The organism is Flavobacterium sp., assembly GCF_040402835.1.
Taxonomy (GTDB): Bacteria; Bacteroidota; Bacteroidia; order Flavobacteriales; family Flavobacteriaceae; genus Flavobacterium.
In genome coordinates, this window is record NZ_JBBALW010000006.1 from 24,466 (window position 1) to 40,815 (window position 16,350).

Below are 16,350 nucleotides of genomic sequence, written 5' to 3' on the forward strand. Positions count from 1 at the left end.
AATTGAAAATTTTATTTATTAAATAATATATGACGAAAATTAGCGATTTAGAACTAATTCAAATACCCACTATAGAAGATTTACGGGGTAATTTAGCCTTTGTTCAAAATGATATTTTGCCATTTGAATTCAAAAGAATTTATTACCTTTTTGATGTTCCAAGTACCGCTTTTCGTGGTGGACATTCCCATATAAACCAACACGAAATTTTAATCGCATTGAGCGGAAGTTTTGAAGTTACAGTCAATGATGGTAAGGATAAAAAGAGCTATTTATTAAACAAACCTAATATTGGGTTGCACATTCCAACAGGCATTTGGCGTGAATTAGAGAATTTTTCCTCGGGTGCGGTTTGTCTTGTTTTAGCCTCGGATGTTTTTGAAGAGTCCGATTATATTCGAGATTATAATGAATTTTGGAGTTCAAAACAATGAAAATCCTTTATGTAGTTCCTCAAATTAATAATGCAGACGGAATCTCAAGAATTATGGCTATTAAAACCAATTATCTTATTGATAATTATGGTTATGAAATTGCAATTCTTACTCAAAATAAGGGTCATAAAAATTTGTTTTATGAATTTAATAAAAAAATTGTTTTCTATGACATGGAACTAAATGCAACTTTTTTTCCTTTCTTTAATCCCTTTAGAAATCAATTAAACAGTACTATAAACGAGACAAAGCCCGATCGAATTATTATTGGTGATAATGGATTAAAGGCATTTTTGATTCCTTTTATTTTAAATTCTAAAATTCCTTTACTACTCGAAATTCATAGTTCATTATACGTCGAAGAAAACTTTCGTAAAAACACGTTGCTACACTACCTAAAATTTAAATTAACTTGTTTCTATAAACAATTTGGTGCCGCTCAATACAATCAAGTAGTTGTAGAAACTCAAGAAAGTATTAAAGAGTGGAAGGTAAAAAACGGTATTGTAATTCCAAATCCGATATGGTTTTCAACTAATGCAGATACCAATTTATATCAAAAAAATGTAATTGCTGTTGGGCGACATGTGTACGAAAAAGGATTTGATCGATTGCTCGAAATTTGGAAAAAAGTAATTTTAAAATATCCAGATTGGAACCTTACCATTTATGGGAAATCTAATCCCGATTTTGATTTAATTACATTGGCTAAAAAACTTAATATTGAAAAAAACATTACTTTTCACGACCCTGTAAAAAACATTAATGAGAAATATTTAGAAGCATCAATTTATTTAATGGCATCACGATTTGAGGGTTTCGGAATGGTGCTTATTGAAGCTATGGCATCGGGATTGCCTTGTATTGCTTACGATTGTCCTTGCGGTCCAAGAACCATTATCGATAACAATCAGAATGGGTTTTTAATTGAAGATGGAAATGAAAATCAATTTATTCAAAAATTAGATAATTTGATTGAAAATGAAAATCTGCGAATTGATATGGGAAATAAAGCTAAAATTTCAGTCAATAAATATCAAATAGAATCAATTATGAAGCAATGGAATTCGCTTTTGAAAGAAGAAATTATTTAAAACATACTACTAAAATATCCCAATCGATAGATGTCAAAAACAAACAATGAAGGGTTTTTACTAGCCAAATTTTTCAATAAAAAAGGTTTTGTTATTTTATAAAATACTCTCAATACAAATACTACTTGTATTTTCTTTAATTGATAAAATAATTTTGATAAACCTATATAATCCGCTGGAATAAGTTTGTTTTCTATAAGAAATTTCAAAGCAATTAATGATTCATTTTCTTTTTTGAGTGCAATTTCAAATTCATCCAATCCAAGATGATAAACAGGGTTTTCAATATGTTCAATTCGAATTTTATGATTTTTTAAATCATAAGAAAACAAGGTGTCTTCGTGTCTTAAATTGGGTATATTTTCATTAAAACTTACTTTTTCAAAGACCGATTTTTTTATCATAAAATTCAAAGTCAAAAGTCTTAAATAAGGATTTTTTTCTCTAACTTTTGCTGATAACGCTTCTCTAGAATTTCCGTATTTCCATCTTAATAATTGACTTTCTTTGGGTTTTAATTTAGAATATAAAATGCCACCAGAAACGATTTTTTCTTCTTTATTTATTTGAAGTAAATAATTGGAAATAAAATTACTATCAACTGGAATAGTGTCTGAATCGAGGAACAGTAAATTATCAAATGTTGCTTTTTTTGCCAATAAATTCCGAATTGCACTTCTTCCAATATTGACTTTAAGAATTTCATAGCTACAAAATTGAAATTCATTTATGTTGCTATTTTCCGAATGAAATTTTTGTGATCCGTCATCCAAAACAAGTATTTCAAATTCAATTTTAGCTTCTTTAGCCTGATTGTATAAGACATCTACAAGCTTAAAAACATTATAATTATAGGTAGGAATGAGAATCGATAACATTAAACCGTTTTTTGAACTACCTCAAAAATACTACTGTCTTCACATTTCAAGGTTTTTGACGGAAATTTCATCAAAAGTGCATAATCGTGTGTTGCCATTATTACTGTTTTTCCAGCAGCATTAATTTTTCGTAAAACTTCCAAAACTTCTACACTTGTCTGAGGGTCAAGGTTTCCAGTTGGTTCATCCGCTAAAATTAATTCGGGGTCGTTCAATAAAGCACGAGCAATTGCTACACTTTGTTGCTCGCCACCTGACAATTGATGCGGCATTTTTGTAGCAAACGCTTTCATATCCACTTTATCCAAAACTTCATCGATTTTGTTTTGCATTTCTATTGGATCTGTCCAACCTGTAGCCTTCAAAACAAAAAGCATATTTTCGTTTACTGTTCTGTCTGGTAACAATTTGAAATCTTGAAATACAATTCCTATTTTTCTTCTTAAATAAGGAATGTCATCTTCTTTTAAAGTTGCCAAATCAAAGTTTACAATGCTCGCTTGTCCCTCTATTAAAGACAAATCGGCATATAAAGTTTTCATAAAACTACTTTTTCCAGAACCTGTTTTTCCAATTATATATATAAATTCACCATGATTCACTTCCAAATTAATATTAGATAAAATGACTTTTTCTTCTTGGTAAATGGTTACGTTTCTTAAAAATAATATAGGTTCTGACATAAGATTTTTTTGTTTATTTTGTAAAAGTAATAAGATTTAATCAATTTCCAATTTCCAAATTATTATTAATTGTTTAAAAAGATGTTCATAATAAAAACGAATGCAACCCCGTTATAGTTTACAGAATACGATATATTTGAATGTATTAAACAAATCCTACTATGCGCAAACAATCTTGGCTCTTTTTACTGTTATATTTCATCGGAATATCAACCATTTTTGCTCAAAAATCCGCAATTTATACGAACGATTTGGAAGCGTTCAATAATGCTCTTTCACTAAATAATAACCGGCAATATTTATCTGCTCAAATTATTTTTGACAAAGTAAAATTAGAAAATAAAAGTAGCGAAGTACAATCGGATTGTGCCTATTACAGTGCAAATTGCGCAATTCATCTCAATCAATCGAATGCAGATGCAATGATGGAGAATTTCGTTTCTGATTACCCAACAAGTACCAAAAGAAACCAAGCCTACATTGAAGTTGCAGAATATTATTTTGAACAAGGTAACTATCCAAAATCTCTAATTTGGTTTGATAAAGTAGATGAAAGCACATTGGATTCTGACGATATTGATAAATTTAATTTCCAAAAAGGATATGCTTTTTTTACCGCAAAAAACAAAATTGAAGCTACACCGTATTTTAACAAAGTGCTCAATTCGCCAAATTATGGTTCGCAAGCCAAGTATTATTTAGGTTTTATGGCTTATGAAGGCGATGATTATAAAAATGCAACTAAGTATTTCGACCAAGTTTCTGGCGAGGAAAAATATAAAGAAAAGCTCTCGTATTTTCAGGCTGATATGAATTTCAAATTAGGAAATTTCCAAAAAGCTATTGATTTAGGTTTGGTTGCAATGGCAAAATCCAATGCTTTAGAGAAATCAGAATTGAATAAAATCATTGGCGAAAGCTATTTTAATTTGAATCAATATGAAAAAGCCATTCCTTTTTTGAAAGAATATAAAGGTAAAAAAGGAAAATGGAACAATACCGATTTTTACCAATTGGGATTTGCTTATTATCAACAAAATGATTTTGAAAACGCCATCGCCCAATTCAATAAAATCATTGATGGCAAAGACTTTGTTGCACAAAATGCATATTATCATTTAGGTCAAAGTTATTTGAAAACCGATAAAAAACAACAAGCTTTGAATGCTTTTAAAAATGCTTCAGAAATGGTATTTGATGTAAAAATTCAAGAAGATGCTGCTTTAAATTATGCTAAATTGAGTTATGATATTGGAAATTCATATCAAAGCGTTCCTGATGTATTGTCCGCTTTTTTAGATAAATATCCTAATTCCCCAAGCAAAACAGATATTGAAACGCTATTGATAAATTCCTTTATTACATCAAAAAATTATAAAGGCGCATTAGAACTATTAGAAAAAAATAAAAGTTTTGCCAACAAACAGGCGTATCAAAAAGTGACTTTTTATAGAGGTTTAGAATTATATACTGATGGAAATTACCAAGAAGCATTAGCAATGTTCAAGAAATCTATTGGAGAACAAAAAGATTCAAAATTTACCGCTCGTGCTACTTTTTGGAAAGGTGAAACTGAATTTGTTTTAGACAGTTTCAATGAATCGTTGTTGAGTTTCAAACAATTTATAGGTTTTGCAGAAGCTAAAAACATTACCGAATTCAAAAATATAAATTACAATATTGCCTATTCCTATTTCAAATTAAAAGAATACGAGCAAGCAGGAAATTTTTTCCAAGCGCAAATTGACGCCGTTAAAGACGATAAAATCAGATTGAACGATTCTTATTTACGTTTGGGCGACAGCCGTTTCGTTTCGACAAAGTATTGGCCAGCGATGGATGCGTATAATAAAGCGATTGATTTGAAAAGCATCGATGCGGATTATGCGGCTTTTCAAAAAGCAATTAGTTACGGTTTTGTATCTAAAAATGATAAGAAAATTGAGGACTTGAATAAGTTAATTGCTACGTATTCAAAATCGCAATACCGTGATGATGCCTTATTTGAATTGGGAAATACTTATGTTGCTGAAAAGAAATCGGATTTGGCAATTAAAACCTACGACCAATTGATTAGCGAATTTAGAAATGGTTCGTATGCTTCAAAAGCAATTTTGCGTCAAGGATTAATTTATTATAATTCTGAAAAAGATGATTTGGCGATTGGTAAATTCAAGAAAGTGGCTGCAGAATATCCTAAAACTCCAGAAGCTTTAGAAGCCGTTTCAACCGCCAGAATTATTTATGTTGACAATGGAAAAGTAGATGAATATGCGACTTGGGTGCGAACTTTGGATTTTGTTTCTGTGACCGATGCAGAATTAGATAATGACACGTACGAAGCTGCCGAAAAACAATATTTGCAGAACAATACCAAGCAATCTATTTCGGCATTTAGCAGTTATGTTTCAAAATTTCCTAATGGAAATCACGCTTTGAACGCCAATTTCTATTTGGCACAATCGTATTTTGCCGATGGATTAGAATCAAACGCAGTTGCCAATTATGACTTTGTTATTTCGAAACCAAGGAATGAATTTACGGAACAAGCCTTGGCAAGATTGGCTCAAATTCATACTAAATCAAATGATTTTGAGAAGTTGATTCCAATTTTAAAACGTTTGGAAACAGAAGCTGATTTTCCTCAAAATATAACATTTGCGCAAGCTAATTTGATGAAAACGTATTACGAACAAAAGGATTATGTGAACGCCGTAGTTTATGCAGACAAGGTTTTGAATAATCCGAAAACAGACAATAAAGTAAAAAGTGATGCTCAAATTATAGTGGCTCGTTCGGCTATAAATTCTAATGATGAACCTAAATCACGTCTGGCTTACGCCAAATTATTGACACTTGCAAAAGGAGAATTGGCTGCTGAAGCGTTGTATTATGATGCCTATTTCAAAAATATTGATGCGAAATTTGAAGAATCCAATACCGTAGTTCAAAAACTAACTAAAGATTATTCGGGCTATAAATATTTTGGTGCAAAAGGATTGGTCGTTATGGCAAAAAACTTCTATGGATTGAAAGACAGTTTCCAAGCGACGTATATTTTGGATAGTGTCATTAAGAATTTCACTGCTTTTCCGGATGTTGTAGAAGAAGCGCAAAAGGAATTGGATGTTATTAAAACTGAAGAAGCTAAGACGAATTCGTCTGTAATTAAATAGACGAAAAGATAATAGACGGATAGATAATAGACAGTTAGAAATTGAGAAAATGTTTTTTTAATTTAAGGTAGATACAAATAAAACATGAGCGAATTTAAAAGACATAATTTTAAAAAACTAAAGATTTGGCAAATGGCAATGGAATTAGCAAAGGAAATATTTAAGATATCAGCGAGTTTTCCAAGTTCAGAAAAATTTGGTTTGGCGAGTCAAATGAATCGATGTTCTGTTTCTATGCCATCTAATATTGCTGAAGGTTCAAGCCGGACAAATAAATCTTTCAGTCATTTTATCGATATTTCATTAGGTTCGTCATTTGAACTTCAAACGCAATTGATATTGGCAAATAGTCAAAAATACATAACGGATGAATCATCGCAATATATTGAGAATAAAATAGAAGAATTTCAAAAAGCAACAATGTCATTTCAAAATACATTAAACAAATAATTTATGTCAAATAACCCCATACTTACCCGAATATTATCTCTTCGTCTATTATCTTTTAATCTTTCTCTATTGAGTCTATCATCTCTTCGTCTGTCATCTTTTAATCTTCGATTGTTATCTTTTAGTCTTCTTTTAGTTTCTCAATTTTCCTTTTCCCAAAAGAAAGACGAAAACATTGGAACTGAAGTTGTAAATGTGGTAAAACCATACACACCAACAATTTCTGATGCTTTTAAAGTAAAGGAAACACCCGCTTTAGAAGATGAAGACAATACTAAAAAGGAAGTGATTAAATACTCGATTTTTTCTTTTCCGGTGGCTTCTACTTTCACGCCTTCTAAAGGTAGGGCCGCAAATGTAGACAAATCAGAATCGGAGAAATTATTCAAAAATTACCTGACGTTGGGATTTGGGAATTATACCACGCTAAATGCAGAACTTTTCGTGACAGAAAATATCAGTGATACCGAATATGTAGGTGGAATGCTGCGCCATCTTTCGTCTCAAGGTGGAATTAAAGGCGTTGCATTGGACGATAAATTCTATACGACTTCTTTGGATTTAACCTACGGAAATCAACAGAAAAACTTGACTTGGAATGCCGATTTAGGCTATCAAAACCAAGTATATAATTGGTACGGTTTGCCTGAAAATTTGTCTCCAATTTTAATTGACGGAATCAATCCGCAACATACTTTTCATAATTTTTATGCTGGTGCAAAATTCAGTTTAAATGATAGTTTTTTCATGGAAGGGAGCGTAAAATATAATCATTTTTGGGATGCACGAGGTTCGTCTGAAAATAGATTTTATATAAAACCGTCTTTTGAATTTGATGCATTTGATGAAAAAATTAAGACCAATTTTATTGTTGATTATTTAGGTGGAAGTTTTGAAAAGGACTTTTTTACAACGAATCCCATAAAATACGGATATACCAATTTTGGAATTCATCCAAGTGTGGTAATCAATAAAAATGATTGGTCTGTGAACTTTGGAGCTGCTGTTTTTTATAGCATTGACAATGAAAACAGTAAAAATAAATTGTTCGTTTATCCGCAAATAAATGCTTCTTTGAAAGTTGTTGGCGATTATATGATTTTCTACACAGGCGCAGAGGGGAGTTTGGATCAAAATTCTTATCGTGATTTCTCAAATGAAAATCCAAATATTTCACCTACATTGGCGATTGCCCCAACCGACAAACAATATGATATTTTTGCTGGATTGAAAGGAAAATTAGCAAGTGCGGTGAGTTATACTATTCGAGGTTCCTTTCAAAACGAGAAAAATAAAGCGTTATTCAAAAGCAATAACTTCACTGAAAATAGTGCCAATGAAGATTACGAATTCGGAAATTCTTTTGGAGTTGTATATGATGATATTAAAACGGTGCGTTTTTTCAGCGAATTAAATGCTGATTTTTCAAAGAAAGTATCTTTCGGGATAAACGGAACTTTTAGCAGCTATTCAACTCATTTTCAAGAAGAAGCTTGGAATTTGCCTGCGATACAATTGGGTTCTAATTTGAATGTAACAATCACTAAAAAGTGGTATGCTGGTGCCAATGTGTTCTTCGTTGGTGAAAGAAAAGATTTGCAAGTAAACACAGATATTTTTGCATTTCCAAGAATAACAACTATTTCCAGTTATTTCGATGCAAATTTAAACGTTGGATACAAACACAGTGAGCGCTTAACAGGATTTTTGAAATTCAATAATATTGGTAATCAAGCCTATCAAAGATGGATGAATTATCCTGTTCAAGGATTTCAAGTGATTTTAGGAGCGAGCTATAAGTTTGATTTTTAAAAAATTTTTTTTTAAGAGTAATTATTTTTGAAAATAACGCTAAATTTTTTTACTTTATATACAACAAATCGAATTGCCTAAAATCCCCATTATAAGTAATTCGTATAATAAATTATATATTCAAAAATATGTAATTTATTGAAATCGGATGTTTAAATAGTGTTTTACTATTTCATGACATTTGATTTTACGATATTTTAATTTTTCCACTTATTTTTTCCGCTTGTTTTTTATTTTTTTTATAGAAATTAAACACTCATTTTTCAATTAAATGCAAATAAAAAAAGATTAAAAAAACAATTAAAACGATATATTACCACTTATACGAATATGTTACCACTTATTACTTAGTATTTTTTTATTTGTAAAACCAAGCTAAATTTGCAATATTTTTCTTAATTCAAATAAGTTGAAAGCAAGAATATTTTCTTATTTAAAGCAAAATGCCACAAATAAAATTTTAATACTAACATAAATTCAAATGTTTAAAAAACAAAATTTCCTAGTATTATTAATTGGGTTAATTAGTGTAGCGAAAAGTTTTGCTCAGGATCCAATCGATGGACCAGAACCTCCTCCTTCACCTATAAATGATTATACTATCTCGTTTGTCTGTGTAGCTGTTTTGTTAGGGGGATATTTTTTATTTAAAGTCAAAAAAAAGTATATTATTGAATAATACTACTTTAAAAAATTATAACTATTAAATTTCACTATTTTGAAAATAATTACAATTAAAAAAAATAAAAAAAACTTCACTTCCTCATTGGGAATGTTATTTATAATTTTAAATGCTGTTGCTCAAATGCAAAATAACGGTCCACTATATGTAGGATCTAACGCATCGGTTTTTTTGAGTTCTGGTAATTTGAGTTTTGGAACATTGGCTTCAACTTCTACTTTAAAAACTGGAACAACAGGTGTTTTAGTTATTAATGCAGGAGCTACAACAGCTACTGGGTCAGCAACACAATTTGTAGACGGTTGGGTAAGTACATTAGGCACTACCGCCTTTACATTCCCAATTGGTCAAATTGTTTCAGCAACAAATTATTATGCGCCAATTAAAGTTACCCCAGTTTCTGGATCTACAGGAGTTAAAGCTGCTTATTTTAGAGCCAATCCAACTACAATTGGTCAAACAACAACTTTAGACGCAAGTTTAACTAGCATTTCAGTACTAGAATATTGGAAAGTTACGGGTTCTAATACTGCATTGACATTAACTTGGAACGCGGCAAGCTCTATAAGCGCTTTAACAACTTTTCGATTGGCTGATATTTCCATTGCAGGATACAAAACAAGTACTTCAAAATGGGAAGCGATTCCGTCGTTAGTAGATGTCACCTCAATACTTGGAGGAGCAAGCACTATAACCACTGGTTCTGTGTCTTCCACTGGAAATGTTCCACTGGCTAATTATAGTGGCTTTTCAATTGGATTAAAAGGAACTGTTTGTCCTGAATTATCCTTTTCAGCAGGTAGTGCATTATCTTGGGCCGGTTCAAATTTCTCAATAACTCCAACACTTGCAGATGCAGTTACAATTTCTTCTGCAGGTTCTCCCGGTTCTTTTGTTTGTAATAGTTTAGTGTTAAATGCAAATATAACTTTAACAAATGGTCAATCTATAGAAGTGGTGAATGGAATTACAGGTACAGGAAAAATTATTATGTCTAGTGGCGCTAGTTTAGTTCAAAGAGCTACGGGTGTAGCTAAACCTTTAATTGAGCTTACTAAAGCTACTCGTTCCATACGCCAAAACGATTATACCTATTTTGGTTCTCCAATAGTAGAAGATGCTTTCAGTCAATTGGCATTAGCACAAGCAAGCACCGCTGCTTCTGCAGGTGCTTTTGATAGCAAATATAAATATGTTTCTGGAACAGGTGGTGGATGGCAAGACCTAACTACTACAGAAATTGGAAAAGGTTTTATAGCTAGAGTAAAAGCGCAAGCACCTTTTACAACTTTAAGTGCTACTGATTATATTAATCTTAAATTTACGGGTACTGCGAATAACGGAGATATTACAGTGGGAGTAGTTCAGAATGCTTCAAATCCAAACGGAGGGACAAGTCATAATTTATTAGCAAATCCTTATCCTAGTGCCATTGACGCCGATGTGTTTTTGCAAAATAACACCACTGTAGATGGAGTTATATATATTTGGAAAGCGATTACTCCAAACAATGGAGCCGCTTATGGCCAAGCAGATTACATTGCCTATACAAGAGCTGGAACTACTGCATCATCAAATGTATCGTCAACCCCTTTTGCAGGTAAAATTGCATCCGGGCAAGGATTCTTGGTTAAGGCTTTGGCAACAGGAAATATAACATTTACCAATTGTATGCGTTTAACTGGCAATAACACTGATTTTAACAGAGTAGCGAATGAAACACCCGTTATGGATCGTTACAAAGTGAACATGACCGGAGACAATGGGGTATTTAGCCAAATAGTAGTTTCCTATTTGCCTGAAGGCACAATGGGCTACGACCGTATGTATGATGCTGGTAGAAATTCTGTAAGTACCGCACAATTATACAGTATCCTTGAAAATGATGGAAGAAAATTAGCCATCAACGCAAGGCCTAATTTTATAAATACAGATGTAGTACCTATAGGAGTTAGTAAAACAGGCACTTCATTGGAAAATTTTACCTTGAGCATTCAAGAAAAAGAAGGAGTTTTTGCTGCTGCAACCCCAGTTTATGTGCATGATTTAATTTTGAATACCTATACCGATTTAACACTTACTGACTATACTTTTTCAAGTGATTCCGCTGCGGCTAACAATCGTTTTGAAATAGTATATCAAGACGGAGCGCTTAATAATCCTAATTATCAAGGACCTAAGGCGATTGCTTTCATAGAAAACGGAATGTTATCAGTTGTTGCTTCAATAGGAATTAGTAGCATACAAATATATGATATTGCTGGAAGAAAAGTAACCTCTATCAAAGGTGCTGATTTAACATCTAGTACTACTGTATTTAATTTTTCTGAAGGAATTTACATAGCTAAAATCAAATTAGAAAACGGAGCTATAGCTACACAAAAATTAATTAATCGATTAACTAATTAACAGATTCCTTCGGATTTTATTTCCTTAGCAAGTTAAATTATGAGATTATTCGTAGTTCAGAACCAAAAAAAATAAAAATCGGTTAATCCTAGATTTGGCTATTTCTTTTCTCAATTCTCTATGAAAAGAGAAGAAGAAAAGAGTGAAGTAGTTGGAGGGGGAAGGTTTGATTTGGTTAATCGTTGATTCGGTTATTTGGAAAATCTGAATTTAATTTTTTTTGTCAATCTCAATTTAATCTTTGTTTTGTCAATCTGAATTTATTTCAGATTCTATTAAACGATTAACCAATTTCTTTATGGTAACCTATCTTTGCTATTAATAATTACATTTCTAAATATAAAAAGAATTATTTGCACTAAATAGTAAGTAAATTTTACTCTTTTTTAAAAGTATTTAAGTAACGTTTTCAAAGCCGAAATATTTGAAAATAAAAAAGCCATGAATTAAAATTAGTACTTCTTGGCTTTTTTTTTGAGGTTAATCGAATGCTAGTTTTTAATTATTCTTATTTTTTTGACAATACCGGAATTTGTTTTCAAGGTTATAATATAAATTCCTGAATTCCATCCCTGAGTAGTACAATTGTAAAATAAACTATTAACATTAAAATTTTCACTTATTTTTTGTCCTAAAAAAGTATAGATTTGAATTTCCGTGATTATTGATTTTGATAGAATGTTTAGTTCATTTTGAACAGGGTTTATATAAGATATATTTTCGTTGGCAGAAAAATAATTTTCAGTTGACAAAATGGTATTATCAGAAAGGCTTTGTGCGTAAATCATTGAGTTTCCTGTTGTTTTTTGTTCAATAAATACGCTCACAACTTTTCCATTTACTGGTCTATTAAAATGAATCCGACCTTTATTAGCCGAAAAAGTTGCCATAGGTTTTGTTTCTCCAGCCCATGCAAAATCTCCAATTGTATTCAATAAACAGGCATTTAGCGTTGTAGGACTCGCACCATTATCCATTCCACTTTTTACTAAAAATAAAGGTTGATCGCCAATTAATCTTAAATCGCCACTATTTTGATTGTATGATCCAATGGCGTAAATAACTTTAGCAGTATCAGTTAATAGTCTTGCGCCGGTAGTTTTATTAAATTTCTGAATGTATAAGCCAAATTGACTTTGAGATGTATTTGTATAATTACAAATAGACCAAATGTATTGCGAGCCAGGAGAAAAGGCTATTTTTGTATCCATTTCATAGTTGGTTTGATTTACATCAAAATCCATCCCATTAATTCCCCAAGGAATTGTGCCGTCAGGGTTTATTCGCTGTAAAAAGGAGTCGAAACGGTTGGAACTACTTGCTTTATAACCATAATAAACAACATCACCGTCTTGGGTTCCGCTATAAAAGGAGTTGTAAGTGGTTGTTTTATTTGATAATTGGGTTGGAGAAGCCCAAAGAGAATTTCCGCTAGCATCATATTTTTGAGCATATAGCGTTGAATAGATACTTGAACTCACTACGTGAAAAACCAACATAAATTGTCCCCCCGAAAGTTCGAATAAATCGCCAGGTCCTTTTGTTCCAGAAGCACCATTTGATACTTGTTGGTTCGTGTTCCAAATTGGATTGCCACTTGTGTCAAATTTTTGCATTAATGTTTGTCCATTGGCAAGCCAAGCTATTATGGCTTCTCCTGTTGTTAAGGGTAATATAGTTACCAAATTTCCACTTCCAAGATTCACACCATTTGGATTCCAAAGGTGGACACCATTAGTATTCATTTTAAAACCATATCCGTAATAGTTGGAAGTACCCGTAACTCCAATATATAAATTATCTTCTTTATCTATAGCTATTTTAGAAATAGCTGTTGAAGTGCTCATAGGAAGTGTGCTACTCACTAATATTCCATCTAAGCCAAGTAGTTTGTTTCCATCTGCATCTAATACCTGAAGTCGTAATTCATAATTAGCTGGACTAGGAACTACTTTCCAAAAAACCACATACGTTTTTCCAGTTGAAGTACCAACAGATTTAATATCATCTGAATTAGAACTAACTGCTTGTGTATTCAGAGCTGTGTTTGTAGTCCATTGGGAGTACATATTTGAACACATCAATAAAATAAATAATAGCGTAATTTTTTTCATTTTTTTTCATTTAATAGTTATATTATTTGTAATTCCATTCTAAATATTTCTGTTAAAACCAATATTTCTTAAAACCAATATTTGTATATATCTATCAAAGATAGAATATTAATGAATTGAAAAATATAAAATTAAATATTTCTAATATCTCTGATTTTAAATCTTTTATGTAATTTTATTTTCATACAAATTATTTCCGTTTTTTAGAAAATCTATATAAATTGTTTTGATTAATAAAATACTAATTAATTTTCTTTATTAGTGTTTTAAAAAACAATTTCCATCTCACATTAGTAATTTTTGTTACTAATTTGTACTTTTGGAATTCAATAAAAACCACTATGAAAATCGTAATTTCTCCAGCTAAATCATTGGATTTTGAAATGCCTTTATCAACCGATATTTATTCGGAAGCTACTTTTCTAAAGCAATCACGACAAGTTCACAGCGTTTTGAAAAAACTTTCGCCAAAAGACTTGTCAGGATTAATGGATATTTCTGATAAATTGGCAAATTTGAATTGGCAACGCAACCAAGATTGGAAAACACCTTTTACACCCCAAAATGCACGTCCCGCGATCTTTGCCTTTGATGGTGAAGTCTATACTGGTATTGACATTCGTACGATTCCGTTGGACAAATTGGAAGATTTACAAAGCAGATTACGCATACTCTCTGGATTGTATGGTTTGTTGAAACCTATGGATTTAATCCAGCCGTATCGCTTGGAAATGGGTACGAAAATAGCTGTTGGCGATGCTAAAAACCTATATGCCTTTTGGAAAAATAATGTTACTGTTGCTTTAAACAAATCACTGGCTAAAGGGGAGTTGTTTGTAAACTTAGCAAGTACCGAATATTTCTCGGTAGTAGATGTAAAAGCGTTGAAAGTACCCGTGATTACTCCAGAATTTAAAGATTATAAAGACGGAAAATTAAAAATGATTAGTTTTTTTGCTAAAAAAGCTAGGGGTTTGATGGTGCGTTACATCATTGATACTAATGCCCAAACTATTGACGATTTGAAAGGGTTTAATTATGAGGGATATTGTTATGACGCTAATTTATCCACTGAAATGAAATTGGTTTTTACGAGATAGTTTTTAGGAAGGGTTTATTCGTGGATTTGGTTATTTGGAAGAAGTGTTTATTCGGTTAATCGTTGATGCGATTATTTGGAAAATCTGAATTTCACCTTTGATTTGTCAATCTGAATTTATTTCAGATGCTATTTTCATCTTCTTTGAGATGATGAAACAAGTTCAGCATGACAAGAATATTCGTTTTTTCTTGTCTCTGCGTAAGCAATAATAACCTACAAGGTTTTGGAAACCTTTGAGGATAACCAAAATGAAAATTTCAGGCTTTTAACTCGAAATTTCAGGTTAATAGCTCGCAATTTCGAGCTTTTAGTATCAAAATTCATTCTAAAAGCCTCAAATTATAATTCAGGTGGTTTGGAATAAAAATCATTTATTCGTTTTAGGGACATATCATAGCGGTCGGGTTCGTTGTTTTTTCTTTGTCGTTGTCATTTAGAATTGTCTGCAATTGAAACTGTCAATTCTTTTGAGCCGTTTTTCCAAATACTATTTCCAAGGTCAATCAATTTTTGCTTGTCACTTTCGATTACTCTAGCAAAAATGTTGCAAGCATCAAGCCCTTTGCCTTCGCCATAGTAAATGCCAAAACAGTTTGCTGTTTTTGTTCTAATTGGTTTTTTTGGACCGAATACAACTTCACCTTGTTCTGTAAATACCGATGCGTTTTCTTGAATGATGTCAAGTTGAGGAACGTTGTCTATCCAAATTTCTTGTCCAGATACTCTTGCATGATTAAAAGTTCTTGTAAAAGGTAAAATGTCAATAAATGCCTTTGATGTCAAAGGTGCTGTGTCAAAGTAAAACTCAAATTTTATTTCTATGTTTTCTGAGTCCGTGATTTTAAATCCTGTCATACTATTTTGTTGTTTATTTGATGGTTAATATGTTGTCATTTATAGCTTGTCTATTTAATGTTTCAGCATTAAAATTGTTTCACCATAACCTTGTTGTCGTAACTATTTGTTTCCATTTAAAAAGGAGCGTTTCCAATCCATTTGAAATTTTGTCGTTCGTAAAATGAGATGGCTCTTTCGTTTGTAACAAGAACCCAAAGCCACATTTCACTGATTCCTTTTGATTTCACAACTCTTTCGGCCTCTGCCAATAGTTTATATCCTATTCCTTGTCCACAGAACCATTCTAAAATATATAATTTGTTTAGTTCTGGTGCAATAATATTGTTTATTGGACATTTTTTGTCAAATTCTATTTCTACTACACCAACTAAATTGTCTTTATAAACGGCTAAAATCAATGTGTCTGGGTTGTTCACAATTAAGTCGTGTAGCCTTTCGACAGAGAACTGCTTTGTAATAAAATTTGCAAACTCGTCTGATACACCTTCTGTACCATAAGTTTGAATGTACACTGTTTTAAAAAGAATGGAAAGCTTAATAGCATCCGTTTGATTAGCCTTTCTATAAATTATTTTTTGTTCCATTACTTTTTGTTTTCTGTTTGAAGGTTGCTTTGTCTGGACAAGTTTCCTTGTTAGAGCTCGTGGCGGTTTATGGA

Annotated in this window: 13 protein-coding genes; 8 read left to right on the forward strand and 5 right to left on the reverse strand. The window is 31.7% G+C overall.

Annotated elements, in window-relative coordinates; genetic code table 11:
- Positions 1 to 29: 29 nt before the first annotated feature.
- Positions 30 to 434, forward strand: a complete 405-nt coding sequence (locus AC9UEH_RS03270) for a sugar 3,4-ketoisomerase (protein WP_509528323.1) — start codon at positions 30 to 32, stop codon at positions 432 to 434.
- A complete protein-coding gene (locus AC9UEH_RS03275; RefSeq protein ID WP_509528325.1) occupies positions 431 to 1,528 on the forward strand; it encodes a glycosyltransferase family 4 protein in 1,098 nt (365 codons plus the stop codon). Before AC9UEH_RS03270 ends, AC9UEH_RS03275 begins: the two co-directional genes overlap by 4 nt.
- On the opposite strand, the gene AC9UEH_RS03280 is transcribed toward AC9UEH_RS03275, so the two are convergent.
- Together AC9UEH_RS03280 and AC9UEH_RS03285 are read right to left on the reverse strand one after the other, a co-directional pair.
- Complete coding sequence (locus AC9UEH_RS03280) at positions 1,525 to 2,406, reverse strand: glycosyltransferase family 2 protein (RefSeq protein ID WP_509528327.1); 882 nt, start codon at positions 2,404 to 2,406, stop codon at positions 1,525 to 1,527. The two genes, AC9UEH_RS03275 and AC9UEH_RS03280, sit on opposite strands and share 4 nt — an antisense overlap.
- Positions 2,406 to 3,089 carry a cell division ATP-binding protein FtsE gene (locus AC9UEH_RS03285; RefSeq protein WP_509528330.1) on the reverse strand — a complete coding sequence of 228 codons (684 nt, stop codon included), beginning with the start codon at positions 3,087 to 3,089 and terminating at the stop codon, positions 2,406 to 2,408. Before AC9UEH_RS03285 ends, AC9UEH_RS03280 begins: the two co-directional genes overlap by 1 nt.
- 161 nt (positions 3,090 to 3,250) lie before the next feature.
- Between AC9UEH_RS03285 and AC9UEH_RS03290 the strand changes: the two genes are divergently transcribed.
- From AC9UEH_RS03290 to AC9UEH_RS03310, 5 genes are all read left to right on the forward strand, one after another.
- Positions 3,251 to 6,265 carry a tetratricopeptide repeat protein gene (locus tag AC9UEH_RS03290; RefSeq protein WP_509528333.1) on the forward strand — a complete coding sequence of 1,005 codons (3,015 nt, stop codon included), beginning with the start codon at positions 3,251 to 3,253 and terminating at the stop codon, positions 6,263 to 6,265.
- 84 nt (positions 6,266 to 6,349) lie between these two features.
- Positions 6,350 to 6,715, forward strand: coding sequence for a four helix bundle protein (locus tag AC9UEH_RS03295; protein ID WP_509528335.1), 366 nt, complete (start codon positions 6,350 to 6,352; stop codon positions 6,713 to 6,715).
- 69 nt (positions 6,716 to 6,784) lie between these two features.
- Positions 6,785 to 8,527, forward strand: a complete 1,743-nt coding sequence (locus tag AC9UEH_RS03300; RefSeq protein WP_509528337.1) for a TonB-dependent receptor — start codon at positions 6,785 to 6,787, stop codon at positions 8,525 to 8,527.
- A gap of 481 nt (positions 8,528 to 9,008) precedes the next feature.
- Positions 9,009 to 9,206 (forward strand): Fjoh_0651 family PID-CTERM protein, encoded by a 198-nt coding sequence (locus AC9UEH_RS03305; protein ID WP_509528340.1) that lies wholly within the window; start codon positions 9,009 to 9,011, stop codon positions 9,204 to 9,206.
- 39 nt (positions 9,207 to 9,245) lie between these two features.
- Positions 9,246 to 11,618: a RemA C-terminal-like gliding motility protein gene (locus tag AC9UEH_RS03310; protein ID WP_509528342.1), complete on the forward strand. Its 2,373-nt coding sequence runs from the start codon at positions 9,246 to 9,248 to the stop codon at positions 11,616 to 11,618.
- 491 nt (positions 11,619 to 12,109) lie between these two features.
- Here AC9UEH_RS03310 and AC9UEH_RS03315 read toward each other — a convergent pair whose 3' ends face one another.
- Positions 12,110 to 13,732 (reverse strand): T9SS type A sorting domain-containing protein, encoded by a 1,623-nt coding sequence (locus tag AC9UEH_RS03315; RefSeq protein WP_509528344.1) that lies wholly within the window; start codon positions 13,730 to 13,732, stop codon positions 12,110 to 12,112.
- A 341-nt stretch (positions 13,733 to 14,073) separates the two neighbouring features.
- Between AC9UEH_RS03315 and yaaA the strand changes: the two genes are divergently transcribed.
- The gene (yaaA, locus tag AC9UEH_RS03320; RefSeq protein WP_509528346.1) at positions 14,074 to 14,832 is read left to right on the forward strand and encodes a peroxide stress protein YaaA; all 759 of its coding nucleotides are present in this window, start codon (positions 14,074 to 14,076) and stop codon (positions 14,830 to 14,832) included.
- A 431-nt stretch (positions 14,833 to 15,263) separates the two neighbouring features.
- On the opposite strand, the gene AC9UEH_RS03325 is transcribed toward yaaA, so the two are convergent.
- A complete protein-coding gene (locus tag AC9UEH_RS03325; protein ID WP_509528348.1) occupies positions 15,264 to 15,689 on the reverse strand; it encodes a DUF3830 family protein in 426 nt (141 codons plus the stop codon).
- 116 nt (positions 15,690 to 15,805) lie between these two features.
- A complete protein-coding gene (locus AC9UEH_RS03330) occupies positions 15,806 to 16,276 on the reverse strand; it encodes a GNAT family N-acetyltransferase (RefSeq protein WP_509528350.1) in 471 nt (156 codons plus the stop codon).
- Positions 16,277 to 16,350 lie beyond the last annotated feature (74 nt).